The sequence below is a fragment of the Bifidobacterium sp. ESL0682 genome (assembly GCF_029392815.1).
In the GTDB taxonomy this organism is placed as follows: Bacteria; Actinomycetota; Actinomycetes; order Actinomycetales; family Bifidobacteriaceae; genus Bifidobacterium.
In genome coordinates, this window is record NZ_CP113942.1 from 607,531 (window position 1) to 634,497 (window position 26,967).

Sequence of the window (26,967 nt, forward strand, 5' to 3'; positions counted from 1 at the left end):
AATGTTTTGTGCTGCTGATTCGTCGGTGTTGTGGCTGTTGTGGGGTTTGGCGAGCTGTCTGTAAGATTACAGAAGTGGAAAATTTGACCGATGTGGCGTGAAGAGGTGCAGGTCATGCAAGCAGCGATAACCGATGTGGTGTTTGGGCTTGATAATGTGCTCGTCGAATGGGACGGACGGCGACCGATTACCGGGCAATATCCCGAAGGCATTGCCGACATGATGTTCGACCCGGCCGACGAGTGGGGGATGGAGTTTTATCTGGCGATGCTCGAAAGCGGGTGGAGTGAGCAACGGGTACTTGCCTCGTATGAAGCGCATCACGGACCGGCCATCGCTTGGGTGCTCAAGATGTACCTTGACCATGAAGCGGATGGGTTTGTCGGCATGATGCCGGGAATGCCTGAGTTGATGCAGGATTTAGATGCTGCCGGAATTCGTCTGTGGGGACTGGCAAACACGACGGAAAAACATTGGGAATTGGCTCGGCAACGTTTTCCTGATCTTGCTAAGCTATGTGATTCTATAGTTTCGTCCGAAGAGAGGGTTCGGCTTCCCGACCCGGTTCTGATCAATCATGCCGTCGAACGCTTTGGCATCAGTCCCGCGACGACATTGTTTGTCTACAGCGACAAGCACATGGTCAGAGACTTGGAGGATTGGGGTTTAAAGCTGTCAATTTCAAAGATGCGAGCAGCTTGCGAGATCAGCTCTTAACATTGGCTTGATTCCTTGTACCTTACACAATCTGTCGGTCGGCAGCCCAACGCGTCAGTTCGGTACGATTGGAAAGCTGGAGCTTTTTGAGCACTGCGCTGACGTGGGTTTCCACCGTTTTGATTGAGATAAACAGTTCCGTTGCGATTTCCTTGTAGGTGTAGCCACGGGCGATCAGACGCATGACCTCCTGCTCGCGGTGGGAGAGTTTGTCGAGTTCGTCGTCATGCTCGGCCTGGCCTGCACCTTGGAAGGTGGAGAGCACGAATCCGGCCAGCTTCGGTGAAAAGACGGCATAGCCTTCGTGGACCTGAATAATCGAGGAAATCAGATCGTCGCCGCTGATCGTTTTGGTGACGTAGCCGCGTGCACCAGCGCGAATCACTGCGCCGACATCCTTCGGGGAATCGGATACGGAAAGCGCCAGAAATGCTGAATCAGGGGAGAGCGGGTGCGATTTGAGTAGTATTTCCGCACCACCTCCGCCTTCGCCTCCAGGCACATGGACATCCAGCAGCACCACATCCGGCTTGGTGTCGGCGATCATCGCGACCGAGCCCTCGACATCCGGTGCCTGCCCAACGATGGTGAAATGCGGGCTCAATGTCGCAATGACACCAGCTCGGAACATCTCGTGATCGTCGACCACAGCTATGCGAATGGGGTGGCGGTCGGCAGCTGCCTGGCCGTCGTCTTGTACGTTTCCGGCTCCGGCTTGTGTTGCTGCTGTCGTATTGACCGTGGGAATGTTGTCGTTCATCTGGTTGCTGTCTCTCTGTCTCATATCGTTGCCAATCATCATATTCGTCGGGTTGCCGTTTGTGTCGTACCTATGCAGTTACTCGTGATGTTCGGCATCCGGTTGCCGGCTTCCCGCCACGGCGATTTCAGAGCTGTTGCTCTCCTTCGGAATCGGCATGGTCATGTGGACTTCGGTGCCCCAATTCGGACGGGACACGATGCTGACGTTGCCGCAGCGTCGCTCGATGCGGCCGATGATGGACTGGCGGATGCCGAGCCGATCCGGCGGTATGGCGTCCTGATCGAACCCGTTGCCGTGGTCGCGCACAAAGACTTCAGCTTGAGCGGCTCCGACCTCGCAGTAGACCGAAATCGGTTCCGCGCCGTGCTGCGCGGCATTCAACATCGCCTGTTCACTGGCATTCAACAGTGCGTCGGTCTGGGCGCTGGGTTGCGTGTCGCCCACGGTCACCACGTCGATGGGCTCACCGAATTCGTCCTCGATATGGGCCGCGATGTCCTTGAGTCCGCTGCTCACCGACCGATCTGATGGTATCCGTTCCTGATACAGCCATCGGCGCAGTTCGCGTTCCTGCTTGCGGGCCAAGGTGAACACGGTTTTCGGCTCGTCGCTGTGCAACTGAATCAGCGCGAGGGTCTGCAAAACGCCGTCGTGCAGATGAGCGGTCATGTCGGCTCGTTCCTCTTCGCGTTCTTTCAACGCGTGCTCGTGGCTCAGTTCGTGGATGAATCGATTGGCCAGCGGAACGATGGCCAGCGTCACCCCGAAGAGAAGTGCCACGCCGGCGACTGCTGCGGAAAGCGGCAGATGAATGCTGAAGGTATAGGAACCAGCGCAAATGAAATAGCCTATCGCCATGAGCGCCACACCGATAAGCAGATACCGTATCTGTCCGTCCTTGGCGTTGAATCGAATCCACGCCACGCCTATGCCGCACAAGGCTATAAAGGTGCCGAATGTAAGATCTCCGGGCAACGGGCTGTTGTCCAGTATGACGGCCAAAGCGATGAGCACGATGCCGATGAGCGCGATGATGGAAGGTTTGGAAGCGTTTTTGAAGGCTTGGGCAAGATTCTCGGGACCACTTTCGGTCTCGTCGCTGTTGGCCTCGTGTCCATTTCCATTTCCGTTTTCGGGGGCGGAAGACGGCGAAGAAGGGCGTTGTGCAGTTGATTGTTGAGCGTTGACAGCTGCATTAGGGTAGGCGGCGTTGACGGATGGATGGTTGCCGCCGTTTCCATATTGAAAGTCCTGAATATTGTTGACATTGCCGTATGACAATGGCGCGTGCGCGGTCTGCCATTCGGCTTCACGCTGTTTCTGTTCGGCGGTAACCGGGTCTCCGGCGGGAACGAACGCCCACAAAAAGATATAGGCCACGATTCCGGAGCCGAAAAGGAATGCTGTAGCGACGAAAGCCAGGCGAACCCAGACGACAGGTATGCCCAAATGCAGACTCAACCCGCGGCACACCCCGCAGAAGATGCGTTTCTTTTTCGGGCGCAGCAGTGGCAGACGTTGTTTCGGCGTCACGGGGAATCCGCTTGCAGGTGCATATTGTTGCCAAGTGTATGCCTGCTGGTTGCGCGGGCTTTGATATGGTCCGTGGTTATCTGGCGCGTGATTCGATGGCTTCATACTTCCATTGTGCATGATTTTGCGGGGGTTTCAGGGTGCGTTCATGCAAAAATCAGGGTTAAATCAGGGTGTTCCCTGACCCCTCCGAGCGTTTCCGGGTGCTGTAATAGAACCATGAGCAACAACACAAACGGTTACGGCTACCAACAGCCGAACAACATGAGCAATCCCGTTCCGCCCCGACACGACAAGATTGACCGCTTCTTCGCATGGATTCGTGGCAGTGGTCTGATGCGAGGCAACAACCGCTGGATCGCGGGCGTCTGTGACGGCATCGCGGTGCGTTACGGGCTGAGTCCCGTTTTCGTACGAGCGATTGTCGCCGCCTCCACGCTGGTCTTCGGCTTCGGCGCGGCGTTCTACGCGGCGGCTTGGGTGCTGTTGCCCGATTGCCGTGACGGCAGGATTTCTGGTGAGGAACTGGTTTATGGCCACTGGCAGTGGTCATTGCTTGGCCCGATTCTCTTCATGATCATCGCGTTCTGCTCGCCTGGCGTCGGTGTGCTGCTGGCCATCATCGCAGTTGCGGTGCTGCTGATTATGATCAACAGCCTCGCGAACAAGGCACAGCAACAGCGTGGAACCGCTTATGCGAATAACGCACGACAACACCAACCAGGCCAATGGCAAGCGCAGCCTCCGCAAGGCCAATATCAGGCCGGGCCGATGCCTTATGACCCGTCCGGCAATGTCAATCGTCCTCCGAATCCGAATCCCACCCCATATGCGCCCCAGCCTTGGCAGCAGGGCCAGAACGATTCGCAATCCGGATCTCAGGGGAACAATGAGGCGACCTTTCGCGAACAGACAGGAGTGAATCCCGATAATCGTTCAGCCACCGAAAATGCCACTGCTCAACCGGTTGCTGAATCCAATAATGGGTCTGCAGATTCTGCTTCTTCCGATTCCGCAACAAATTTTAATCTTCCGTACGGCGAACAGACTTCTGCACGGCCGTCAGCTTCGCCATTTGCGGCTAGCTCATCGCGGGCCGGCGGCATTCCTCCCACGTATATGGCCGAACCTCAACAAACCTATCCACAGGCTTCTCAAAGTACGGCAAGACCATGGGGGCCGAGGCGTACGCGACGCAAGCCGGCCGGATTCGTGGTCGTTTTGCTGACACTCGGCGTTATTTTTCTTTCTGGAGCCCTCGTTGCCATACAATGCTTCAGCAACGGCGGATACCTAAGCACGATTTTCCAATACGGGACATATTGGATTGCGGCGATACTCATATTGCTTGGCGTAATCATCGCTGTGCTCGGCTTGGTCGGTCGTCGTGCAGGGGGCTTGCACCCTTTGGTCTGGATCGCGGCGTTCGTGGCGGTGGTCTTCATGATCAGCGATATCGGCTATTCCTTGGTGTTGACCGGCTTGGAACAGACCAGTACGTTCTATCATCAGGTGAATGTCAGTGGTTTTAAAGCCATCGATGGTGGCAACGGCCAGCAGTTCAACAAACTCAAACAAGGAACTGCAATCAAAGGCCACAGGCTCGACGATGACGCAATAAATATCGACCTTAGCGATTACGGCAAAACGCACGACACCCACGATGTCGTACTGAAAGATGGCAGCACGGTCCAGTCCGATTGCCCGACCGGAACGATTCATCTGACCAACAGGCAAGCAACGGTTTTCGTCACTTTGCCGGCTGGCTGCTCTTATGAGCTGAGCCATGAATCCGATTCATTGGTTGATGGCGGAAGGATCAGTGTCGATACCGATGAAGGGTCAATCGTTATCGACGGGGGATATGCCGGCAGCGCGGTGGGTACAGAATCGCTGGGTAGCGGCTATGTCGCGATCGGCCGTAATATGCAACTCGGTATCGGGGGAATGAGTTATCGGAGCATTGATTCTGGTAGAGATTACGGCAATGAAAAAGAATACGAGTGGATTACTGATTCGCGAAAAATGCCCAAAAACGGACCCGAGCTAACCATCGATGCTCCCTACATCGTCGAAGGTCGCGTGACGGTGCAATATCCTGACGAAAGCACGGTACCCAGCTATGCGCAGTTCGCCAAAGGCAAGACCGAAGGAGAGTGGAGGCGATGAGCATGAGTGAAGAACCGAATGTGGAGAACGAAATGACGAGCTTGACTTCCGATAAGGACATGGCCGAAGCCAAGAACCGGCCGGTTCAGGGTGATGATGCGGATGTGTCCGATACCGATACCATAGCGTTGCACCATAGAGAGAGCGATAATGCTGAAACCATGCCGATTGGTAACGGTGGTGATAACAATGATGCAATCGAAACTTTGCCCGTTACTGAGTCTTTCGTGATTTTGGACGATAAGTCGGTTGATGATGGGGCAGCGGCGACAGAGACCATCGAGGTTGCGAATGATGCTGTATCGGGGCTGGAGGCTGACGATAGTGCCGGTTCGGCAGAAAAGGCAGAAGATGAGTCTGAACATGGGCCGCAAACTAGTAGTACTCCATCGAATGCGTCGAGCCGATCTGGATATGTGCCGCCGTCAAACTTTGCCAGCGGTTCTGCCCCTTATGGAACCTATGTGCACGTGCCGCGTGATTTTCCGCAGCAGATGCCCAAGCCACAACCGCCAGCTGGTCCGAGTAAAGCGACCATTCTGCTGAGCCTGCTTCCGCTGTTTTTGGGAGCTTTGACGCTGTTCATCGGCTCGATATTTCCGATGGTCTTTGCATCGGTGCCCGGTGGTGTCGATATGCGCTCGCTTGTCGCTATGGGCATTGTTCTGCTCGGCGTGTTGTTGATTGTGTTGGCGGCGCTGTTGGGCTTGGCGTCGCTGATTCATAAAGGCACGTCAAAGCGGAAGGGCGCAAATCGGCAATGAGCCGTTTCTGAATAACGGCAATACGGAGTAACGGACATATATCGCAAGATGCCTACGCAATGATGATGTTGTGCAGGCATCTTGCGATTCAATGAAACATCGCATTGAGAAATCGCCGAAAAGGCGGACTGCTGTCAATGCTGTGTTTCTAGTGAGCGCTTGCCTTTTATAGGGAATAGAGCCCGAAGAACGCCATCATGATCAGCGACGCCACCGAGGCGATGACGCACAACGCGGCAATGATGAAGCGCGTGGGAGTCCAGAAGTCATGGGAACGGTTGCCGCGGGAATGCCAAAGTTCCATGATCATCCAAGTCAGCAAAGCGACATTGATCAGGGCGATTGCCTGCATCAGCACCCAGCCCCAGTTGAGCATTGTGCTGCGAGAAGTGAGTGTCAGCGCCGATTTTGCGGCGACGATGACGTAGGCGAAGAACGCTGCGATGCCCAGAACCGCGCAGCAACTGTTTAAGGCTAAGGCTGCTGTGAGTCGATGCGGGAATCTGCCAAAGATGGCGGAATCAAGGTTTTCGGCTCCGATCATCGCTGACGGTAACTGTTCCATGTCGTTGATATGAGAATCGGATTTTCTCATTGACGAGTCGATTACCGATGTTCCTGCATTGTCGTTTTCAGTGGGTGGAAGTGGCGAGCCTTGTTTGTTGCGTTTCATCACACGTTTGAAAGTGATACCAAGGCCAATGATTCCGGCCATTGCTGCACACAAAATAACTAAGCCCAGCAGCACCAATATTGTGCTTAACGACCCGATAAGTCCCGGTTTTACACTGGTTGGGATAGAGAGCCGTTGGTTTGGCTGATCTCCGGCGATTTGCGGAGTGGCCCAATCGTTCGCTTTCGTGCCGGCGGTGACGGCGTTCGTCCAATCCTCAAGATCGTGCGTGTAGTGCGCATCGAGCGGCAAACCGGGCACGGAAGTGTGTGCGCCGACGCGCATCTGGTGGTTGGCATGATAATAGCGGACGAGCACGTTGCGGTTGCCGGCCGATTTCGCAGCGTCGATGATGTCGGTCGTTCCCTGCTCGATGGGCATGGAAAGATCGTCGGTGCCGAAGCTGATCAAGAGCGGCATCGTGAGGTCTTTCAGGTAGCGTTCGGCGGGAAAATCGGCATATTGCAGCCCAAGAGGCGCGAAATTGAGGCCGATGAATTTATCGACATCACGGTTGAGTCCTTTGGGGGCGCCAACAACGGAAACATAGGTGTTGGCGGCCATCGCCATCTGGCGCCGTCCAGAAACCGCCGGCGGAGAAGTCAACATCATGAAGGGAATGGCGTCCGGATGGAGATGTGCCATCGCTTCGGCGATCCACGTGCCTTCGGATTCCGCGTAGATGCCGGCTTGCGTGGGATCAACATCGGCTTGTGCGCGCAGGATTTTCAGTGAGGCCATATAGTCTTCGGCCATCGCGTAATAGTCGCGGTGGAACGTGGTGTATGTGTCAAGTCGTTTATCCGGCACGAGCGTGACGATGCCCGCCGAACTCATGGCCGAGGCGATGTCGCCATAGACCTCACTGGCTTTGCCGGTGCCTGCCCCATGAATGAACAATGTCGCCGGACGTTTGCCGGGAGCATCGATGGGGAGCGCAGGATGGCGTTAATGGTGACGTTCGGAGCAAGTTTGATGTGCAGGTTCGTGGTTTTGACCTGATATGTGCCTTCTTGAGCCGTTTTGAGAATGTCTGTGGTATTGGTATGGTTGCCAGCTTCTCCGGCCTGTATATCTGTATTGCGAGTGCTTTCGATAGCTCTTGCAGCCGCGGTGTCTCGGGCTTGGATGGAGGAACGAGGAGAAGCCACCCTGATGTGCTGAGTCAACGGTTCGATGCCCCAGCCCGGCGTCATTGCCGCGTCCAATGTCGCCAAAACGGCGACCAGTGTAACAAAGACGGCTATGGAGGGGAGGAATCGTTTCATCAATCGCATGCGTGTCACTCTAACGCATCGCTCATATCTTTACGCCTACTGTTGCAAAGCCTCGGCCTCGTCGAGGGATTGGAAGCCGCCGAGCAGTACGGTATTGCGGATGGTCTCTTCGGTGAGGTTGCGATTGGCGGCGGCGAGGTCGTCGATAAAGTCTTGATAGAGGCCGAATGTCTTGTCGGAGTACGTGCCGAGTTCACCGCGCAGATAGGTTTCGAACGATGTTTTTTCGTGTGTATCTTCTGACGTGTGCAGCACGCGCATCTCGCGGCCGAGTTTGGGGTAGCGGCCGCGGAAATCGTCGGCCCATGCCACTTGCTGCTCGATGACCTTTTCCTGAGCGGCAACGCGTTCAGCGGGTCGCGCGGGGATATACGGCTCGATATTCGCGTGATACTCCTCCGGCCAGGTCGAAATCATCATGCGGCCGTATTTCTCGGTGATGAGGTTGCGGCCGACGTGGTCTGCCTCGTCGAGGTCGTCGGCGTAGCTTTTGAGCAGCGGCACGGGCCAGGTCATGAACTGGCTGGCGCGCATCTGGTGGAAGGTCGGCCAGTTGCCTTGGCAGGCCGCGCGGCCGCCTTCGTTGTCGGTCTTCTGGAACTGGTCCCATTCGTGCTTGACCACATGTTCCAACAGATCAAGCCGTGCTCGTTCTTCCGCGGAAGTGGTGTTTTCCTGTGCCTCTTGCTTCGCTGCATTTTCGGCCATTGTCGCTCTTTTCCATGTTTCGCCCTGGTTTTGGGCATTATCGCTGATGCCAGTATAGGTTTTGGCATCACTTGAAAGTATTGACTTATTACTGAAAGTCGGTATGCCGATCACGATGAATCGCTCGTTTACACTTTCTCATTCCTGCCGCAGATCTATTGGTTTATGCGTAATCATCGGTATCGGCAAAGGGTAAATCGCGATGTAAGAGTCATGCTGCACCGACTTTATAGACTGTGCAGCACTGGATTGTTGCTGCCGATATGTGCTTCGATGTATGGTCGCTGCCACTCGAGAAATTCCTCGTCGCTATTGGTCAGCCCCTCGTTTTTGAGTTCTGCAACGATTTCACTGCAGATGTGTTCGACGGTGGCTTGCACCTGTTCCTGCGCGGGCGCGGAGCCCTTGCCGCCTTCGCCGAATCCGGCACCGCCGAAGCAGGCTGCCGAGGAAAGCCGCAAAATGGTTTCGAGCTGATCGCAGACATCCGGCAGAACGGTTGACATGCGACCGGAAAGCCGACGCAGTGCCGCGAACTGCCATTTGTAGTACGGCATATAGCCGGCGCGAATCGGCTCGTTGATGAGGAAGACGAATGAACAGACGTTCGTGGTGAACTCGCGGATGGAGAGCCATGCCGCCGCTCCATCGCCTCGCTTGAGCATGCGAGGCAGGTTGTACTGACCGGCCTGTGCAATCATGCCGAGTCGGCGAGAAATCATCGCAAGCCGCACATCGTCCGGCATCATCTTGAACCCTTGCCGTGTTTTGGAAACGGCGCCGAGTGGGTCGGCGAAGATTTCGCCGTTGGTCGCCGCCGCAAGTGTCGGTTCGTCCAGCAGAAGCCATTCGTGCGGTTTGTCGTCACTTGGTGCGGCCGGGTATCCGGTGATGCCGGCGAAGAAATCGCTGATGCGGAAGACTCCGGTGCGCCGGGAGCCACCCTGGGCTCGTGCAGTTGATTCGCGTGGCCCGAAGCCCATGAATTCCTGTGGTAGCGCTTCGTAGTCGGCCTGCAGCTTTTCGCCAATCTCGTCGTAATCTTCATCGGTGAGCCACAGGCAGAAACCGGGGCCGAAATCGTGATCTTGCGAATACTGGTCGTCAAATCCATAGCATTCAGAGCCATGGCCGATCAGTCCTGCAGCGATGCGCCCTTGATACTCCGGATATTTCTCTGCGATCATCGGCTTGCCGTACTGCTCCCAGTAAGCTCGTACGAGCTTGAGACCGGAGATGGCGGGCTTGGAGGTCGCGGCCGGTTCGGTTCCGGCGGCGGCTTTACTTGTTTCAGCCTGATTTTCGTCTGACCGATGCGCTTCGTTGGCCGATGACGAGAGCGTTCCATCGGATGCTGGTTCGTTGGCAGTTCCGGCTGCTTCGCTTGCCGCACGTGCGGTTTCCTCGACCTGAGCGAGATTGCCTGCGGTGATGCGGTAGTAATCGGTATCGGTGCCATAGCATTCTTCGATGACCTTGAGTGCCCGACGATAGGAATCGATGGCCTTGTCGAACAGTCCAGCCGCAAAGCAGGTCTGCGCATATCCGGCCAGAGCCGAGGCAAAATGGGCGCTGTGCTCAAGATGTCCGTTCTTGTAGATCTCCAGCGTTTTGGAGGAATGGTTCATGGCCTGTTCAAGTAGTGAATCAACGGTTTCGGATGATGCAGTATCGTCCGAGTCCAGTCTATTTTGCGATTGTTCGATAGTGACTGTGTTGTCTTGAGATTGCCTGGTGGCGGCTGTGTCCTGTGTCCCTGTTGTAGCGTTCTGTCCGTTCTGCGCCGCTTCGGTTGCCCGTTGCAACAGCACCAGCGCGAGGTTGGTGTGCGTCGAAGCAACATCGATGTCGGTCTCGGCATCGGTGCTCGATGCCTCGAGAATGGAAAGCGCCTTTTCGAGCTCGTCCTGTGCGGCTCTTAATTTTCCGGTCTCGCTGTAGAGCATCGAAATGTTGTTGTGCAGCGCTGCCATCCGCCGATCGGTGGGTTCGAATGTCTTCTGTGCCGATGCCAACGCCTGCTTGTAGAGATTCTCGGCCTGGTCGTACTGTTTGGCCGCGCGCATTCCGGTTGCCGCGTTGATCAGTGTGGTCGTCCACGCCTCGGTGCCTTCGATCCCCATCTTGAGCCCGAGTTCCAGCGCCCGCTGGATGATCCATTGGTTGTCTTCGTGCCGACCATGCGAACGGTAGAAGCCCATGGTCTCGTTCAATACGGTCAGCAGCCCCGCGTCGTCACCTGCGTTCTCCGCATCGACCATCGCCTGTTGGAGGTACGGTTCCGCCTTGTCTTTGGCCTCGTGAGCGTCGAACAAGGCGTCAAGCCCCTTCAAGAATTCGTCGGTATCGAACGTCGTGTTAGGTGTTGGGACCGGAGCGTTGTTCGGGTCGCTGGCATCTTCGGGCTCTCCGGAAATCGAAGAATGTGTTTCGCTGAAAGCCCGCAACAGCTCTTCCGGCGTCTTGCTCTGCGCGTTGTCGTCCATGACCGCTCCTTTGTCATATGCTATGTCCAGTCTATTGCCGGTTGCGGTATCCAGAGGCTCTGTTTCAGTGTGAGCTATCTCACAGGTTTATGATTTTCCTGATAAAACGACTATGCAAGGAGAGTCGCATTATTTCGACGAACCGGCACGCTAGACTGGCGATGAATACGCGAATAAGTCTTGACGCGGCTTTAACCGTCAAGGTGGCAGGGAGTAGCGGTGAAGCATAACGAAAACGATGATTGCAAGGATGCGTTGGTGGTCCGAGAGCCGCGCGTAGGTGTCGAGACGATATCGAACCCAAGTAGCACCGTCTGGCTCAAATTCGTCAATCTCCTTCAGCCTTCGAAAGTTGGATGGCTGATTCCCGCCGTGCTCGGCTTTATGGTCGCCTGCTCAAGTCAAGCTGCACAGTTCGGATGGGTTCCTTTTGACCATGTCTATCTTTATCTGCAGTCGATTGGTTATGCGGTGCTTTTTGCCTTGTTGTATATGGTCGCGTACCGTGGCGTGGAATTCGCCAGAACACATGCATTCGGTGTCTCCAAAGTCATTGACGACGTGCATGGGGGATCGCCCAAAAACATTGGCAACGGTTGCGATGGGCATGTCGATTTGACGATTGCGGTATCTCCCGAGGTAGTACTTTCCGGCGAGAATGCTTCCGATAACGGCAACATTCAGCACATATCCCAGGCGGGTGCCAAGGATGGTATCGCTGTTGGTACTGCCAAACCCCGCAAGTGTTTTGCCGCCATTCGTCGTTATTTCCATTTCCGCTATGCCGAACATATGCCCGCGATTGCCGCCGATGCGTCGATATTGCTGTGCTGTTGGCTTCCGTATATCATTCTGCTGTTCCCGGGCGTCATTCATTTCGATACCGGTGACCAGATCGCGGAATACTACGGCATGCCGCTTTACGGGATGAACGCGGGCAAGATCTGGGACCACCATCCCTTCCTCGATACTTATTTGTATGGCTGGTTTGCGTCGCTGGGCAAGTCGCTTTTCAATAATTACAACATCGGCATGTACATATATGCGCTCCTGCAGGCAGTGGGATTCGCATTCGGCATTGCCTGGCTGCTGGCCTATCTGGGCCGAACCGACCTCAACCGTAGGTTGCTGCACGGTTTCGCGGCGTTCTTCTGCTTCTTCCCGGTGGTGCCGATGTGCGTCATGTCGATTGCGAAAGACACGACGAGCGCCATGCTGTTCGTTCCATGGGCAATCATGTATTGCAAGTTGGTTGACAGCAAACTTGAGCTGACACGCAATCCTTGGTTTGTTTCTGTCTTCGCGTTGGACGGGCTGCTGGTCGCATTGACCAAAAAACTTGGACTATATGTCATTGTGCTTTGCCTACTCGCATTGATTTTTGGCAAGTTTGCTCGAAAACTCAAGGTCGCGATGGTCGCGCTTGCGGTGGTGCTGCTCGTTATTGTCGATATGGCCTTGCCGAAATTCGTTTACCGGCACATCAACGTGGTGCCGGGAACGTCGGAGGCCGCGCTCGCCTTGCCGATTCAGATGATGGCTCGAGCCGCGCATGACCATCCGGATGACATCAGCGATTCCGACCGCGAAGCCGTTGACAACTATCTTGAATATTCGTGGGATGAAATCGGCCACCATTACGATCCGTGGCTTGCCGTTCCGGCCATCGGTTGGACGATAAAAGGCAAGGTGCCGATTTCCCGCTTCGCCAAAGCTTGGCTGGATATTGGCCTGCGTCATCCTGATTCGTATCTGCAGGGCTTCTTCTGTCTGGAATCCGGGTGGATGACCTTTGACGCTTTCAGTGTCAAGGATCAGAAGATTCCCAAACCGGTTTCGGTGATGATACTGCCGATGGCCACTTCCGACACCGCTGCCTACACCTACGGTGTGCTCCAGCCGCATACCCCGCCTACCGAGGCCAGCGAGACGGTGAAGCAGCTTTATCGCACCATCATCGATACGCCAGGCATCAATATCCCGTTCTTCATGGCATTGTGGACTTCAGTATTGCCGGGATTTGTGCTGTATTACCTTTGGCGACGTCGAAAAGAGCGGCGCTCGCAAATGCTTGGGATGAGCCGCAACGTTCATGGCGAAAGCGATAGTCAAACTTCCGGTAGCCCGATGGCCTGCGCCGTATCTGCGGGTCGGAGCTTGTTGCTCACATGCCTGCCGTGGCTACTGAGCGTCGCCGGTCTCTACGTCTGCGCCGAAAGCCTGTCAAGACCGGGCCGTCCTTCGCCGACGAGGTTCGTGTTCCAGCTGGTGTTGCTCACTCCAATGGTGGTCGGTTTCCTGTGCTCTGGCCGTGGATCTCAGACTTCGGCAGACTGCAGCCCTACCAATTGACGGCAATGGCTGGCTGTATGCGGATGCGCGACGTAGCTGCGCTCATGCATCAACTATTTGCAAGCGCTCAAAGGCATCGGTATCTGTTTCGTAGCGCAGCGAATAGATGATCAGCAGAATGGTGGCGGTAAGAGCGAAGGGGATGCCTCCCAACGCCGTGAAATGGTAGTTCATGCCCGACATGGTGAGCATGCCGCCGCCCACGGCCGAACCGACCGCGTTGCCGAGGTTGAACGCGACCTGCACCGCCGCTCCGCCGATAAGCTCTCCGCCGCCTTTGCCCGCTTCGGCCATCAGCAGTTGCTGTGGAGTGGAGATGAAGAACAGCGCGAAGGAAATGATAAACGTGAAGATTGCGGTATCGATCTTGTTGCCGGGCACGAAGAATACCAGAACCAGACCAATCACGCTGAGACACTGACCAAGGCCGGCCGTTCCAGCGCTGCGCCAGCGGTCAGTCAGATGTCCGCCGACGAGCCCGCCGACCACCATCGCAAAACCAGCAAGCATCATTAGCAGCGGTACCAATCCCGAAGCGTAGCCGCCGACGTGCTGCAGCCACGGCGAGACGTAGCTCCACCAGCTGAAAATGCCGGTGTTGCCGGTGAAGACTGCAATGAGAATAATCCAGGGGCCGGGTTTGGTCAGAAACTTGAACTGTCCCAGTATGCCGGCGTCCTCGACCGGGTCGATACGCGGCACCCAAGCGGCCACCAGAATGACGGTCAGCGCGGCGACCCCAGCAAGGATGAGGAACGCCAGGCGCCAGGAAAGGTGCTCGGCGATGAGCGTACCGGCCGGCACGCCCAGCATGTTGGCCACCGTCTGACCAGTGATGGTGAGGCTGACCGCCTTCGCCTCTTTGCCGGGTTCGGCCAAGGTTTTGGCCACGAGTGCCGAGGTTCCGAAGAAGGCACCGTGGGGGAGTCCGGAAATGAAACGGCCGATGACCAGCAGTGTGGCATTCGGGGCGGATGCGCTGAATAGGTCGCCCAGGAAGGCGATGACCATGAAGATGACGATAAGCTTTTTCGGGCCGATTTTGCGCCCGAAAATCAGCATCAACGTGCCGACGCATACACCGATGGCATAGGCCGAGATGAAGTTGCCGGCTGTGGGGATGCTCACACGCATATCCCGCGCGGCTTGGGTCAGGATGCCCATCATCACGAATTCGGCGGCCCCGTAGGTGAACGCTCCACAGGCCAATGCGAACAGGCTTTTCTTCAAGGTAACTCCTTTATGGAGATTGGGTACATGGGTCGGATTTGGAAATAATCCCCAGACGGGTCGCCGAAAAATCGGTTTGTCAAGGAATATTTTTGACTGCTGTGTTCTCTTGCAACATCATACTAACGCGAAAGATTTATTGCAGATACTTTAAAGATAATAAAACCCCTTGCAAAGCAAGGGGTTTTAAGTTGGTCGGGCTGGCGAGATTTGAACTCGCGGCCTCTTCGTCCCGAACGAAGCGCGCTACCAAGCTGCGCTACAGCCCGATGAACAACAGCAATCATGATACAACGACCCCGGGGACGAGTCCATTGTGCGTGTCGTATGCGGGGTCGTTGCATCATAATTGATAGTTTTTATCAATGAATATGATAAATCGTTAGGATTTTGCGTTGTTCCAGGCACTAAGTTGGGTACATGTGCTGGAAACAACGCATGTACGACCGAAAGATGCGTTGTTTCCAGCATAGATGTGTGTGAAGTACTGGAAATAACGAAAGTGAGCTCCTAGGGACATGTAATGGCGTGTATCGGCTGCTCGGTACACTCAGGAATTATGAGTGAAACGAATGAAACCGGTGAAAACCGGAATGAAGAAGAGGCTGAAGCCCCGGTAATGTCCACCGTCGAGCGTGCAGAGCTGCGCCTCAAACAAGATGAGGCCATCGCGGCAAATATTGATGCAGGCAAGTCTTTCGACGAGTCCATCGACCCGACCAACAAGGAATTCGGACCGGAGGGCCAGCCCGAGCAGGTACAGATGCGCGTGGCCAAGCGTGCCCAGATGCTGAAGGATGGAGTCGCGCCGTATCCGGTCGTGGTTGAAGTCACCGATACGATTCCGGAAGTCCGCGCCAAGTATGAAGGCAAGCTCAATGCAGGCGATGAGACTCAGGATGTAGTCGCCATTGCCGGCCGCGTGCTTTTCCTGCGCAATGGCGGCGGCCTGTGCTTCGTGCAGCTTGCCGCTGGTGATGGCACCAAGATCCAGGGTATGATTTCCAAGAAGGAGATCGGTGCGGATTCTCTCAAAGCGTTCAAGCAGTTCGTCGATTTGGGCGATCATCTTTATCTGAAGGGGCGCGTGATTGCGTCGAAGACCGGTGAGTTGTCCGTCTTCGCCAGCGAGTGGAAGATTGCTTCCAAGGCCCTGCAACCGCTCCCTGCGCTGCATAAGGAACTCACGGAAGACACCCGCACCCGCAAGCCGTATATTGGCATGATTGCCGACGAGAACATCCGCAACATGGTCCGTAAGCGTTCCAAGGTGGTCACCTCGCTGCGCAACACCTTCGCCAAGGACGACTTCCTTGAGGTCGAGACGCCGATGCTGCAGACGGTGCACGGGGAGCGGCCGCCCGCCCGTTCGTCACCCACATGAACGCTTTCGACATGGACCTCTACCTGCGTATCGCTCCGGAACTGTTCCTCAAGCGCTGCCTGGTCGGTGGTATCGAACGTGTCTTCGAAATCAACCGCGACTTCCGCAACGAGGGCGTCGACGGCACGCACGCCCCCGAGTTCACCATGCTCGAGGCTTATCAGGCTTACGGCAACTACGACACCATCGCCGCGCTGACCAAGAAGCTCATTCAGCAGTCCGCCATCGACGCGTTCGGCTCCACCAAGGTCACGTTGCTCGATGGCAGCGAATACGACTTCGGCGGTGAATGGAAGCAGATTTCCATGTACGAGTCGCTTTCCGAGTCGCTCGGCGAGGAGATTACGCCGGAAACTTCCGTGGAACACCTTGGTGCCATCGCCGACAAGCTTGGTGTCGAGCGCGACGAGGTCGAGAACCACGGCAAGCTGGTCGAGCATCTTTGGGAGCACTTCTACGAGGCTGGTTTAGGCGCTGAAGTCCCGACCTTCGTGCGTGACTTCCCGGTCGAGACCAGCCCGTTGGTCAAAGCTCATCGTTCCAAGAAGGGCGTTGTGGAGAAGTGGGATCTTTACGTCCGCGGCTTCGAACTGGCGACCGGCTACTCCGAACTCAACGACCCCGTCGTGCAGCGCCAGCGTCTGGTCGACCAGGCCAAGGATGCGCTTGCCGGCGACGTCGAAGCGATGGATATCGACGAGGACTTCCTCGAAGCGCTGGGCGTCGGCATGCCGCCCGCTGGAGGTATGGGCATGGGCATCGACCGTCTGCTGATCGCCCTGACCGGTGCCACCATCCGCGAGACCATTACCTTCCCGCTGGTCAAGCCGCTGAACTGATCGATTCGGTATAGGGATTTCAACACAGTCCCTATCGATAAGTGATGTAAACGGTTGTGGCCCGTTCCTTCTAAGAGGAATGGGCCACAACCGTTTTTTCGATTAGGTGTTTCACCGGAAACATTCAAATGCTCTTGAAGCGGCGACACGAATCACTTTAAATTTCGTTATTATCGGCAATTCTGTTGCGGATTCGGCCGTGTCTTGACTTGCAGGGTGACGGTCTGTCCAGCCTTGACTTGTTCGTGGACGCGTACTGCGGCGCAATCGCGCAGATAGACAACTTCAGCTTGGTAGCGACGTGATTCGCCATCAAGATTCACATCCTCAAGCATTTCGCCTGGTTGCAACGCAATCTGCAAGGTGGTGTTGAGCGTCTCGGTGGTGTTGTTACAGAATGTCAATGTGTTTTTCCGCTCGTGAATGTTGATTGTGCCGCCGCAGAAGGACATACCGTCCCAGCTGAACTCGTTCCAAGGCGTATATGGTGCCACAGTGATGGATTTGGCATCCTCGTTGCGTCTGATGCCTGCGATGTCATGGACCATGAACGAGACAAATTCGCCTGCGCACCATCCGCATTTGCCCAAGCCGCGCTTGACCCTTGAAGGATCCTGCTCGGCATGTTCGAACGGCCACCACCAGAACGATCCATCGAGATCGGTGGTGTGGCGAATGCGATGCAGCGCATCGGCCAGTTCCTTGCGCGATCCCGCTCCGCACAACCCATGAACGGTGCCAGGGTAGGTAATGCCGTTGCTGTCGTCGAAGTCCCAGAAGTCAATACCGCCGGTGATCGGAGCGTAATATGGATCGTCGGTGCTGTGGGCCCATTGCGCATGATTGCGAATATACCGGTCGTCGCGGGTGGTGAACCCGTAAACCGAGGCCAACGTCAGGTCACTTTCCTCGCCGTCGTGCACGCCGATGACGTTGCCGTTGCGATCGACACCTTCCACGAACATGTCCTTGCCGCAGATGTTGCGCACGCAGCGCTGATAAAGTGCCTTTTTGAGCGAGGTAGCGATGTCGGCCAGTGCTTCGGCCTGCCCGTCGTTCAGCATTTCGCTGAAATCTTCGATAAGAGCCGTTGCCGCAGCCCACGCTAGAATGTTCGATCCCGTATGGAAATCACCCCGTGACGGTCCGTCTGAGATGTATAAGGTCTCGTAAAGGTCATCGTCCTTAGGACGGGAAGCAATCAGGTCATGGGCAAGCTGGTGGATGTACGTGGTGAATACGGATTGGTCGACGGTAAGTGCAGTCTTGCCATGACGCTGGACGAGCATGGAAGCCAGTACTATGGCCAGGCATGCGTTGCCTAGCGAATGTTCGAAACCGGTGGCTTCGGGATGCATCTTTGCCTCGCGTTGCCAGGCTTTCGCGGGAATGCCGTAACGGGCGAGGAATTCGATGGCCGTGTTCGCCAATGCGGGATCGCTTTCCAGCACGCCCATGGTGCTGTATCCGAAATCACGTGTCCACACATCGGGTAACGGATTGGCATTGGAACCCCAGAACGATCCGGCTGAGGTTCCGTCGTCGAGCAATAACATCGCCTGCCGCGCCAGTTCGCTGGCCCGTGTCGTCACTTCGCCGAACCACGGATCTTCCGGTATGTTTAGTGTGCCGAGTGTACCTTTTCGAGCGTTGAAGGTGGCCTCGAGCGCACTAGCGATGGTTGGAATGGACACGAATTCTTTGATGTTCTCGTTGTTCGTGCTGAAGTCAGCGATGAAGGCGAACTGCACTGTTTGATGTGCTTCGATGATGAAATCGTTGGTCTGCCTGGTCTCATCGCTTTCGACGTTGGTTATATTGTCGTCTTTGACGATGGCGATGGTGACATCAAGCGGCTCAGTGTCCTTTTTGCCGGTAGTCTCGCAATGTGTTCTGAGCTCGATATTGGCAGGGGCGTCGCCGTCGTTGGTGAAGGTCGTCAGCTGGATGACGCACAGCGGTCGGTCGTGGCCAATCTGCGGAACAAAGGTGGTTGTGTTGAATTGTGTCGTGTCGAGACAGGTCTCGAAAACCGGCAGCACGCCTTCGGCGAACTTCAGCCCCGGCGTCTGACAGATACGTCCGTTGACGGCGATGTCCATGCCGATGTGCCCTTCGCAGAATGCCATTTGCTTGTGGATATAGACACCTGGAATGAACTTACCGCGCACGTCTTGAACGCCGACCGCTTTGACGGCCCTGCGTATGCATCCGCTGCGATCGAGAGCCACGAGCAGACGGTTGTTGGAGATATCAACGCTGAAGGGATAGTGCGTGAAACGCCCGAGGTCGAATTCCATATCGGCGTCGTCTGGCCAATCGAGTCCTGCTGCTGAGAAGAGGGTGGTGCGATCGCGTGCGGCGCCGTGTCGGTCGAAGCCTATTGAAGCAAGGGTGGAGTGCAAGATATTCCCTTCGTTGGTGAGTGTGCGTTTGCGTAGCCGACATTGTTGTGGCACAGGTGATGCGGTATACGTCTTCTTTGCAATGATAACGTATACATAAGATTTGTCAACGAGAGACGGCGTTATCTTCCGTCTTTATGATGAGAGACTTTAGCGTAGCGGTGTGGTTGTGTTCCGAATGGCAAGGAATGAGGGGACCGTGATGTGCCGTTCGATACCAGTATTGCCGTCGATCAGTGCCAGTGCGGTCTTTCCGGCCGTGCGTCCGATGGAAAACGGATCCTGCCTGACGGTAGTGAGTCCGACCTCTTGGGCATAGGTGGAATCGTCGAATCCGATTAACGAGACATCCGATGGAATCCGTAGCCCATTGCGTAGCAGAAGCGCGAGCAACGGGACGGCATACTCGTCGTTGATGCAGCAGATCGCGGTCGGTCTTCTCTCCAATGTCGTCAGTTGTGAGAAGGCGTAGTCAGCGCGATTGACGTCTTTGGGCGCATAGATGACCCGCAGATTGATGTCAGGGCCTTCCTTGCAGATTTCTTTGATGGAGTTGAGCCTGTCTTGGCCATTCCATTTGAAGGTTTCCGTTTCGGGGTCAAGACATACGTAAGCAATATCGCGGTGGCCGAGTTGGGCTAGATGATTGACAACCATCCTCATGCTCGCCTGTTCATCGAGATTGATGGTTGCGGAGAATTCGGGCATGGGTGTGGTGTTGATGCCGATCAGCGGAATGCCGCTGGATTTGAGTTTGGCTGCCTCGTCGTGCGAGACCTGGAAGGAGACGACCAGTACGGCGTCCGCGTTGCGGTTGATAGACATGTCCGAGAAGAAATCGTGACGCTCTTGCGAGTCCGAGACTTGGTAGACCGAGATGTCATATCCCGCATTGTGCAGTACGGAATTGAGACCGGAGAGAATATGGGAATCGTACCAGGATTCGAGTTCTCCGCCGGTGAGGAAGGCGATACGTGCCGCTTTGCCGCTTTTGAGCGCTGACGCGGAACGGGAGATGGTGAATCCCATGTCGTGTGCGGTTTCAAGTACACGTTCGCGGGTTTTCGGTAACACCTTTGCGGGCTGGGTGAAGGCGCGGGAGACGGTCGCGATGGAGACTCCGGCGCGTTCGGCGACGTCATGGATGGATGCCGGCATTTATCGCTCCTTGACCAAAGGATTTGTTCATCTACAGCGTATCATAGTAAGTGCTGATAGAAGGATACGTATACATTTCTTATTATTTTCTAGGTCAAATTGTTTTACAAGATTGTCGGATTGTTGTTTTAAAGCGTTTAGAAATACTGGAAACTCAAGGAAATAAATTTCTTTAATAATCTATTCTTCAGGTTGACGTTTCTAAAATAATATGCTAACGTTTACATTATTGCGAAGAGGCATGACGCGTCCAGTTGATTGATGGTCGTATCTACCAAGCAGTCCGTGCTAAGCCGTGACTTTTGTGTAGAGTGTACGGAATCGTTGCAATGAAGCGGTTTTGAGACTCGTATAGAAGGCAAGCTCTGTGCGGTGTTGTTGGTTTCTATGAGGAGGGATCGATGAAGATAACACTAAGACGTGCAATCCGGGTGTTGCTGGCGTGCCTATGCACCATCGGCATCGCCGGAGCTGGCGCGGGTTGCGGTTCAACTGGCGCCAGCGGCTCGAACGTCGTCACCCTGAGCTTTTTCCAGACTAAGCCAGAGGCCAATGAGGATTACGACAAGATCATCGCCGACTTCGAGAAGACCCATCCCAATATCAAGGTCGTCCAGAACGAAGCGGCCGATGCAGCAACCGCGTTGAGAGCCTTGCTTGTCAAGGACCGTACACCTGATGTCATCTCGATCAACCCCAACGGGGAGATGGGCAAGATGGCCAAGGCCGGAGTGTTCTACGATTTCAGCAACAGCCCCATTGTCCCGAGACTGAAGCCGGCGCAGCAGAGGATTCTCGCCGATCTCGGCCACAATGGAGATGAGGTCAATATGCTCATGTACGCAGGCAACGTGTGTGGCCTCATGTATAACGTCGACCTATTCAAGAAATACAACGTTCCAATCCCTCGGACTTGGAAGCAACTGGAAAGCGCCGCCGCAACGTTCGAGTCCAATGGCATCGCTCCGTTCATCGGGACATTGGGAGACCCCAACCGCGTCTCCACGCCTTTCGATGGCTTGGCTCCCTATTATGAGAAGGATGGCTTCTGGGACAAGATGCATCAGGAAGGCCGTCATCTGACTCCGGATTCGCCGGTGTCGTTTTCCAGAAATTTCAAGCCTCTGCTGCAGCGCCTCTACTGGATGTACCAGCACACCACCAAGGATGTGCGCACGATGAACTATGAGGACGGCAACGCCGCATTCGCCGAAGGCAAAGGCGCGATGATACTCACCGGCAACTGGGCGCTGGCTCCGATGTTGCAGACTAACCCCAATCTGCACGCCAAGTTCTTCCCGTATCCCGCCGACAACGCCAAAGACGATATCCTTGTTTCCGGCGGTGACGTAGCCATCACCATGGGCGCGCATCCCAAACACGAGAAAGAATCGATGGAGTTCATCAACTATCTGTTCCAGAAAAAGATTCAGAAAAAATTCGTGGACGACCAGCAGCTCATCCCGTCTCTGAAAGATCTCAAGGCCAACGCGAACCCTGCGCTCGCCTCTGCGGAGCCGTGGATTGACTCGGGCAAGATTATCGGCTATGCCGATCACCATATTCCCGCATCCATCAGCTACAACCCGATTTTGAACAAAGCCATGCTTGACGGCAACCTCGACAGTGCCTTGAACACGCTCGACAACGAGTGGCGCAAGGTCGAGGCCAGGACGATTGAGTAGGGAAGAGGCAGATATCATGAATGCAACAACTGCAGGCGCGGCACCTGTTTTGAACACACATGCCGACAGCGTCACGAAGAAAGCCACTAAGCGAGTCAAACGGCAGCATCGTAAACTCGCCGATGCCACCTACTACTGGATGGTCTGGCCTTTTGTCATCCTCTTCGCTATTTTCCAGACTTTGCCGATGCTCATCGGCATCTTCTTCAGCTTCACGAACTATGCAGGATATGGCAAATGGCATATGGTTGGGTTTTCGAACTACGCCAACCTTTTCCAGGACGACCGTGCACTCCATTCCTACATCTTCACGTTCCTCTTCTCCATCGTTGCGACCATCCTGACTAATGTCATCTCGTTGGCCGTGGCACTGCTTTTGAATGCGAAGATTAAGTTCCGCAATTTCTTCCGTGGTGTCTTCTTCATCCCCTACGTGCTTTCGATGCTGATTATCGGCTATGTATTCCAGTTCTTCTTCTCGAAGTCCGTTCCGAAGATCTTCTCGTCGATTCCATTGTTGCGAGACAATATCTTGACCAATGAGCACTGGGCCTGGTTGCCGATCGTAATCGTGACGGTATGGCAGGCGTGCGCGTTCGCCATCATCATCTACCTGGCCGGTCTGCAGACCATCCCGCAAGATATCTACGAAGCTGCTTCGCTGGATGGCGCCACCGGATTCAAGGCGTTCAAATCCATTACGTTGCCGCTGATCATGGGCTACGTCACCGTCAATGTGGTGCTCAACGTCAAGAACTTCATGCAGGCCTTCGACCAGATTGTCGCCTTGACTGATGGCGGACCTGGCACGGCCACCGAATCCGTGACACTACAGATCTACAACGGCGGTTTTACCGGCGGCGAATTCGCCTACCAGTCCGCTGATGCGGCGCTGTTATTCATCGTTATCACCATCATCTCGCTGATCCAGCTCAAAGTGCTGAATCCGAAGGAGGACTGAAACATGTCCATGTCGCAAGTTTCCAATGTATCCGCTCACTCCAAACGTGCGGTAAAGCCCTCCAAGGATCATCATCGCATCAACTGGTGGGCCACGGCCCTGGTCGCGGTGTGCTCGCTGACGATTTTTGTGCCGCTTTACTTCGCGATCTCTGTGGCATTGAAGACCCCGAAGCAACTGACGCAGGGCAACGGCTTCGAATGGCCGAACCCGATCAACTGGCACAACTTCGTGACTGCGTGGCAGCGTACCAACTTCCCACAAGCCCTGATGAACACCGCGTTCATCACTGTCTTCGCGGTGGCATTCACCATCCTCACCAGCTCGATGGTGGCCTATGCGCTCGCGCGCAACATGAACCGTCCGTTCTTCAAGTTCGTTTACTACTATCTGCTGGCGGCCATGTTCATTCCTTTTCCGATCATCATGCTGCCGATGGTCAAGGAGACGGGCATTCTCCATCTGGACAACCAGATTGGTCTGATTATCCTCTACACGCTTTACGGCCTGTCGATGAACATCTTCCTGTACACCACATATCTGAAGTCCATTCCCATGGAGCTTGAGGAGGCGGCGCGTGTAGACGGTGCCTCCACGTGGCGTGCATTCTGGCAGGTTATCTTCCCGCTGCTAATGCCGATGAACGCGACTGTGGGCATCATCACCTGCGTATGGGCGTGGAACGACTTCATGATGCCGTTGGTGGTTTTGACCGATCCAAGTGCTCGGACACTGACCTTGGCGCAGTATGTGTTCCAGGGCACGTACAACACCGATTACACCGTGGCGTTCGCCTCATATCTGATGGCGATGGCTCCGTTGCTGATCGTATACGTCTTCTCGCAACGCTGGGTCATCTCCGGGGTGGTTAGAGGCTCCGTCAAGTGATGTTTGAGTAATCGAACGGCCTTGCTGTTTCCGAGTCCGATGCCATACAGATATTGCCGACCTGTCAATAGGTCGGCAATATCTGTTGTGAGACAAGGTTGAGACCGGACTGCTATAGTTTTCTTCAAGGTTACAATTACTTTTATACGGGAATTCCGGTCGTTACCGACCGAGAAAGTTGCGGGTTGCATTGAAGAACAGGGATTTGTGGGTCAACGGGTTACGTCCAAAGACATTGCCGGCGTCGATTGCACCGGTTCTCGTTGGTGTGGTGACGGCCTATCGTCTTCTGGAAGCCAAGGCGGCCGCCGGTTGCGCGGTCAAGCCAGATGAGTTGCAGGGATGCACGGCAACACCATCACCGGCGGCTTCCGGTGCTTTTTCAGTCAGTATTTCGGCAGGCATGTTCGCTCTGGTTTCCGTATTGTGCGTCATTGTCGCCTTGTTCCTGCAGATTGCCGTCAATTTTGCCAATGATTACTCCGACGGTATCCGAGGCACTGATGCCGGTCGAGGCGCCAGTGAGTTCCAAACCGCCAAACCGCAGCGTCTGACCGCTTCCGGTCTGGTTGTGCCCAAGCAGGTGCTCGCCGCTGCGGGCATCAATGCTCTTATCGCCTGCCTCGCCGGCCTTGCGGCCGTTGCACTCACCGGTCATTGGTGGATGATTATTCTTGGTGTGTTCTGCCTGCTTGCCGGATGGTTCTATACAGGTGGCAAGCACCCGTACGGCTATGCCGGTTTCGGCGAGATCGGTGTCTTCGTCTTCTTCGGTCTTGTGGCGGTGCTTGGCACCCAGTATGTGCTGACCGGTGGCATCAACATTGCAGGCGTCGTCGGCGCCGTGCTTTGCGGCCTTTATTCCTGCGCCATCCTCATGGTCAACAACCTGCGTGACGTCGAGGAAGACAAGGTCAGCGGCAAGATGACGCTCGGCGTGATTCTCGGCCCCAAGACAGCACGTACCGTGTTGCTTGTCGTTTATTTGCTCTCAGTAGTCATCACCATCGTTGTCGCGCTCACGCCTCTGGTTCACACCTTGCTGTCGTTCGTCCCCTCACTGGCCCTGTTCATGGGCAGAGTGAGCATTATCGGCATGGTTTTGACGGTTTTGGCGCTGGTCTTGGCGTTCGTGATTATCAAGATTGCCATGGATACCGTCAACAGTATCAATGCCGGGAATTTCGTCAAGGCGTTGCCGATGTGCAGCATGACGCTGCTCCTGTTCGCACTGATTTTCATCATCTCGGAACTTGCTTTGGGAATGTGATTGAGAACGTTCACAATTTCTTGGCTCGGCCGTCCCATTCATCGCCTACCATTGAACTATGACTTATAAATTAGTATTGCTCCGGCACGGCCAGAGCGCATGGAATAAAACAAACCAGTTCACCGGCTGGGTCGATGTTCCGCTCACTGAGCAGGGCGTCGAGGAAGCCAAGCGCGGTGGCCAGCTCCTGAAAGAGAAGAATGTCCTCCCCGACATCGTCTTCACTTCGCTGCTGCGTCGCGCGATCAACACCGCCAACTATGCCCTGGATGAGGCTGATCGCCTCTGGATTCCGGTGAAGCGCAGCTGGAGGCTCAACGAGCGTCACTATGGCGCCCTGCAGGGCAAGAACAAGTCTGAAATTCGTGAGAAGTATGGCGACGAGAAGTTCATGATTTGGCGTCGTTCCTACGGCACCCCGCCGCCGGAGATCGATCCGAGTGACGAGTTTTCGCAGAATAGCGATCCTCGTTACGCCGGCGATCCGGTGCCCGAGACCGAGGCCCTGGCCAACGTCGTTACCCGCGTGACCCCGTACTGGGAATCCGAGATCGTCCCTGAACTCAAGAGCGGCAAGACCGTCATGATTGCCGCGCACGGCAACTCCCTGCGCGCCATCGTCAAGATGCTCGACGGCTTGAGCGAAGAGGAAATCTCCAAGGTCAATATTCCTACGGCTATTCCGCTGGTCTATGAGCTTGACGAGGACATGAAGCCGATCAAGCCTCGTGGCGAGTATCTCGACCCCGAAGCTGCTGCCGCTGGCGCTGCTGCCGTGGCTGCCCAGGGTCAGCAGAAGTAAGTCCTCGACTTTACGACTGAAGCAAAAAGGCGAATCACAATCTTATGTGATTCGCCTTTTTCATGTGATAAGGCCGAAATTGATGAATCGATGATGAATCATGTTAGAGTCCATCCAATCATTCCTTGTTTGGCCGTGATTATTACAGATTAGAGAAGCAAAGACCAATACAAGGCAATGGTTTCGGCAACGAACGGGTGCTCGAGTCTTGGCGTCTCAGTCCTCGTCCAAATCTTTCGGTTCCTTGCTGGGATCGAAGCCTGAGACGATATAGATCACCTGACGGGCCGTGGAAACGGCGTGGTCTCCGAGACGCTCCATGAACCGCGCGGTCAGTACCACATCGATGAGCTGTTGCTTTGTGCCCTTCCATGAATCATCGAGCACAAGTTCGAAGCTTTCCTGATGCAGTTCGTCGAGTTGATTGTCGTCGGCGATGACTTGCTGTGCCAACGTCGCGTCGCGGTCGGCAAGCATTTCCGGTAATCTGTCGGCGGTGACGTCAAGCAACTGACGCATGGATTCGAAGATTTCACGGGTCTTCTCATCATCAGGCAACGCAGAGTCCGGATTAGCGCGATATGCTGTCTGAGCGATATGCTGGGCAAGATCGCCCATGCGTTCGATGGTGGAGGCCAGGCGCAGCGTGGCGACAACCACACGCAAATCTGTGGCCACCGGGTTTTGCTGTGCCAAGAGTTTTACACATTGGTCAAGAATCCTTTTCTCCAATGCATCGATGGCTTCGTCGCCGTCAATCACCGCTTTCGCGGCATTCATATCCTCGTCCATCAGCGCTTTGCCGGCTCCGTGAATGGCCACACGGACTCTGTTGGTCATGTCTTCAAGGTCATCGGCGACCGCTTTGAGTTCTCCGTTGTAGATGACTCGCATATAGGCCTC

Annotated in this window: 19 protein-coding genes, 1 tRNA gene and 1 pseudogene; 10 read left to right on the forward strand and 11 right to left on the reverse strand. The window is 55.2% G+C overall.

Features of this window, described 5'->3' with window-relative positions; all coding sequences use genetic code 11:
• Positions 1-90 precede the first annotated feature (90 nt).
• Positions 91-717: an HAD family hydrolase gene (locus OZX57_RS02580; protein ID WP_277162588.1), complete on the forward strand. Its 627-nt coding sequence runs from the start codon at positions 91-93 to the stop codon at positions 715-717.
• 22 nt (positions 718-739) lie between these two features.
• Here the strand turns inward: OZX57_RS02580 and OZX57_RS02585 are convergent, their stop codons facing one another.
• Both OZX57_RS02585 and OZX57_RS02590 read right to left on the reverse strand, forming a co-directional pair.
• Complete coding sequence (locus OZX57_RS02585; protein WP_277162589.1) at positions 740-1,501, reverse strand: response regulator transcription factor; 762 nt, start codon at positions 1,499-1,501, stop codon at positions 740-742.
• Positions 1,502-1,555: 54 nt separating this feature from the next.
• On the reverse strand, positions 1,556-3,118 hold the full coding sequence (locus OZX57_RS02590) for an ATP-binding protein (protein WP_277162590.1): 1,563 nt from the start codon (positions 3,116-3,118) through the stop codon (positions 1,556-1,558).
• Between the two features lie 114 nt (positions 3,119-3,232).
• On the opposite strand from OZX57_RS02590, the gene OZX57_RS02595 reads away from it, so the two are divergent.
• Together OZX57_RS02595 and OZX57_RS02600 are read left to right on the forward strand one after the other, a co-directional pair.
• The gene (locus tag OZX57_RS02595) at positions 3,233-5,182 is read left to right on the forward strand and encodes a PspC domain-containing protein (RefSeq protein ID WP_277162591.1); all 1,950 of its coding nucleotides are present in this window, start codon (positions 3,233-3,235) and stop codon (positions 5,180-5,182) included.
• The gene (locus OZX57_RS02600) at positions 5,179-5,946 is read left to right on the forward strand and encodes a hypothetical protein (protein WP_277162592.1); all 768 of its coding nucleotides are present in this window, start codon (positions 5,179-5,181) and stop codon (positions 5,944-5,946) included. Before OZX57_RS02595 ends, OZX57_RS02600 begins: the two co-directional genes overlap by 4 nt.
• A 166-nt stretch (positions 5,947-6,112) precedes the next feature.
• Here the strand turns inward: OZX57_RS02600 and OZX57_RS02605 are convergent, their stop codons facing one another.
• The 4 genes from OZX57_RS02605 to OZX57_RS02620 all read right to left on the reverse strand — a co-directional run bounded on the left by OZX57_RS02605 (position 6,113) and on the right by OZX57_RS02620 (position 11,090).
• Positions 6,113-7,519 carry a hypothetical protein gene (locus OZX57_RS02605; protein WP_277162593.1) on the reverse strand — a complete coding sequence of 469 codons (1,407 nt, stop codon included), beginning with the start codon at positions 7,517-7,519 and terminating at the stop codon, positions 6,113-6,115.
• A complete protein-coding gene (locus OZX57_RS02610; protein WP_277162594.1) occupies positions 7,453-7,896 on the reverse strand; it encodes a hypothetical protein in 444 nt (147 codons plus the stop codon). The genes OZX57_RS02605 and OZX57_RS02610 overlap by 67 nt, the downstream gene beginning before the upstream one ends.
• 36 nt (positions 7,897-7,932) lie before the next feature.
• On the reverse strand, positions 7,933-8,604 hold the full coding sequence (locus OZX57_RS02615) for a DUF4125 family protein (protein ID WP_277162595.1): 672 nt from the start codon (positions 8,602-8,604) through the stop codon (positions 7,933-7,935).
• Between the two features lie 227 nt (positions 8,605-8,831).
• Positions 8,832-11,090, reverse strand: a complete 2,259-nt coding sequence (locus OZX57_RS02620) for a DUF4037 domain-containing protein (protein ID WP_277162596.1) — start codon at positions 11,088-11,090, stop codon at positions 8,832-8,834.
• Between the two features lie 219 nt (positions 11,091-11,309).
• Here OZX57_RS02620 and OZX57_RS02625 point away from each other — a divergent pair, with 219 nt between their 5' ends.
• Positions 11,310-13,442 (forward strand): DUF6020 family protein, encoded by a 2,133-nt coding sequence (locus OZX57_RS02625; protein ID WP_277162597.1) that lies wholly within the window; start codon positions 11,310-11,312, stop codon positions 13,440-13,442.
• Between the two features lie 42 nt (positions 13,443-13,484).
• Here the strand turns inward: OZX57_RS02625 and OZX57_RS02630 are convergent, their stop codons facing one another.
• A complete protein-coding gene (locus OZX57_RS02630) occupies positions 13,485-14,672 on the reverse strand; it encodes an MFS transporter (protein WP_277162598.1) in 1,188 nt (395 codons plus the stop codon).
• A gap of 192 nt (positions 14,673-14,864) precedes the next feature.
• Positions 14,865-14,941 (reverse strand) — tRNA-Pro (locus OZX57_RS02635).
• 290 nt (positions 14,942-15,231) lie between these two features.
• Between OZX57_RS02635 and lysS the strand changes: the two are divergent.
• Positions 15,232-16,895: pseudogene (lysS, locus tag OZX57_RS02640) on the forward strand (lysine--tRNA ligase).
• A gap of 170 nt (positions 16,896-17,065) precedes the next feature.
• On the opposite strand, the gene OZX57_RS02645 reads toward lysS, so the two are convergent.
• The gene (locus OZX57_RS02645; RefSeq protein WP_277162599.1) at positions 17,066-19,300 is read right to left on the reverse strand and encodes a hypothetical protein; all 2,235 of its coding nucleotides are present in this window, start codon (positions 19,298-19,300) and stop codon (positions 17,066-17,068) included.
• 150 nt (positions 19,301-19,450) lie between these two features.
• Positions 19,451-20,458 carry a LacI family DNA-binding transcriptional regulator gene (locus OZX57_RS02650; RefSeq protein ID WP_277162600.1) on the reverse strand — a complete coding sequence of 336 codons (1,008 nt, stop codon included), beginning with the start codon at positions 20,456-20,458 and terminating at the stop codon, positions 19,451-19,453.
• A 401-nt stretch (positions 20,459-20,859) separates the two neighbouring features.
• Between OZX57_RS02650 and OZX57_RS02655 the strand changes: the two genes are divergently transcribed.
• The 5 genes from OZX57_RS02655 to OZX57_RS02675 all read left to right on the forward strand — a co-directional run bounded on the left by OZX57_RS02655 (position 20,860) and on the right by OZX57_RS02675 (position 26,064).
• The gene (locus OZX57_RS02655) at positions 20,860-22,143 is read left to right on the forward strand and encodes an extracellular solute-binding protein (protein WP_277162601.1); all 1,284 of its coding nucleotides are present in this window, start codon (positions 20,860-20,862) and stop codon (positions 22,141-22,143) included.
• 16 nt (positions 22,144-22,159) lie between these two features.
• Positions 22,160-23,104 carry a sugar ABC transporter permease gene (locus OZX57_RS02660; RefSeq protein ID WP_277162602.1) on the forward strand — a complete coding sequence of 315 codons (945 nt, stop codon included), beginning with the start codon at positions 22,160-22,162 and terminating at the stop codon, positions 23,102-23,104.
• A 9-nt stretch (positions 23,105-23,113) separates the two neighbouring features.
• Positions 23,114-23,992: a carbohydrate ABC transporter permease gene (locus tag OZX57_RS02665; protein ID WP_277162913.1), complete on the forward strand. Its 879-nt coding sequence runs from the start codon at positions 23,114-23,116 to the stop codon at positions 23,990-23,992.
• A gap of 178 nt (positions 23,993-24,170) precedes the next feature.
• Complete coding sequence (gene menA / locus OZX57_RS02670; RefSeq protein ID WP_277162603.1) at positions 24,171-25,262, forward strand: 1,4-dihydroxy-2-naphthoate octaprenyltransferase; 1,092 nt, start codon at positions 24,171-24,173, stop codon at positions 25,260-25,262.
• A 58-nt stretch (positions 25,263-25,320) separates the two neighbouring features.
• Complete coding sequence (locus tag OZX57_RS02675; RefSeq protein ID WP_277162604.1) at positions 25,321-26,064, forward strand: phosphoglyceromutase; 744 nt, start codon at positions 25,321-25,323, stop codon at positions 26,062-26,064.
• Positions 26,065-26,280: 216 nt separating this feature from the next.
• Here OZX57_RS02675 and phoU read toward each other — a convergent pair whose 3' ends face one another.
• On the reverse strand, positions 26,281-26,958 hold the full coding sequence (phoU, locus tag OZX57_RS02680; RefSeq protein WP_277162605.1) for a phosphate signaling complex protein PhoU: 678 nt from the start codon (positions 26,956-26,958) through the stop codon (positions 26,281-26,283).
• Positions 26,959-26,967 lie beyond the last annotated feature (9 nt).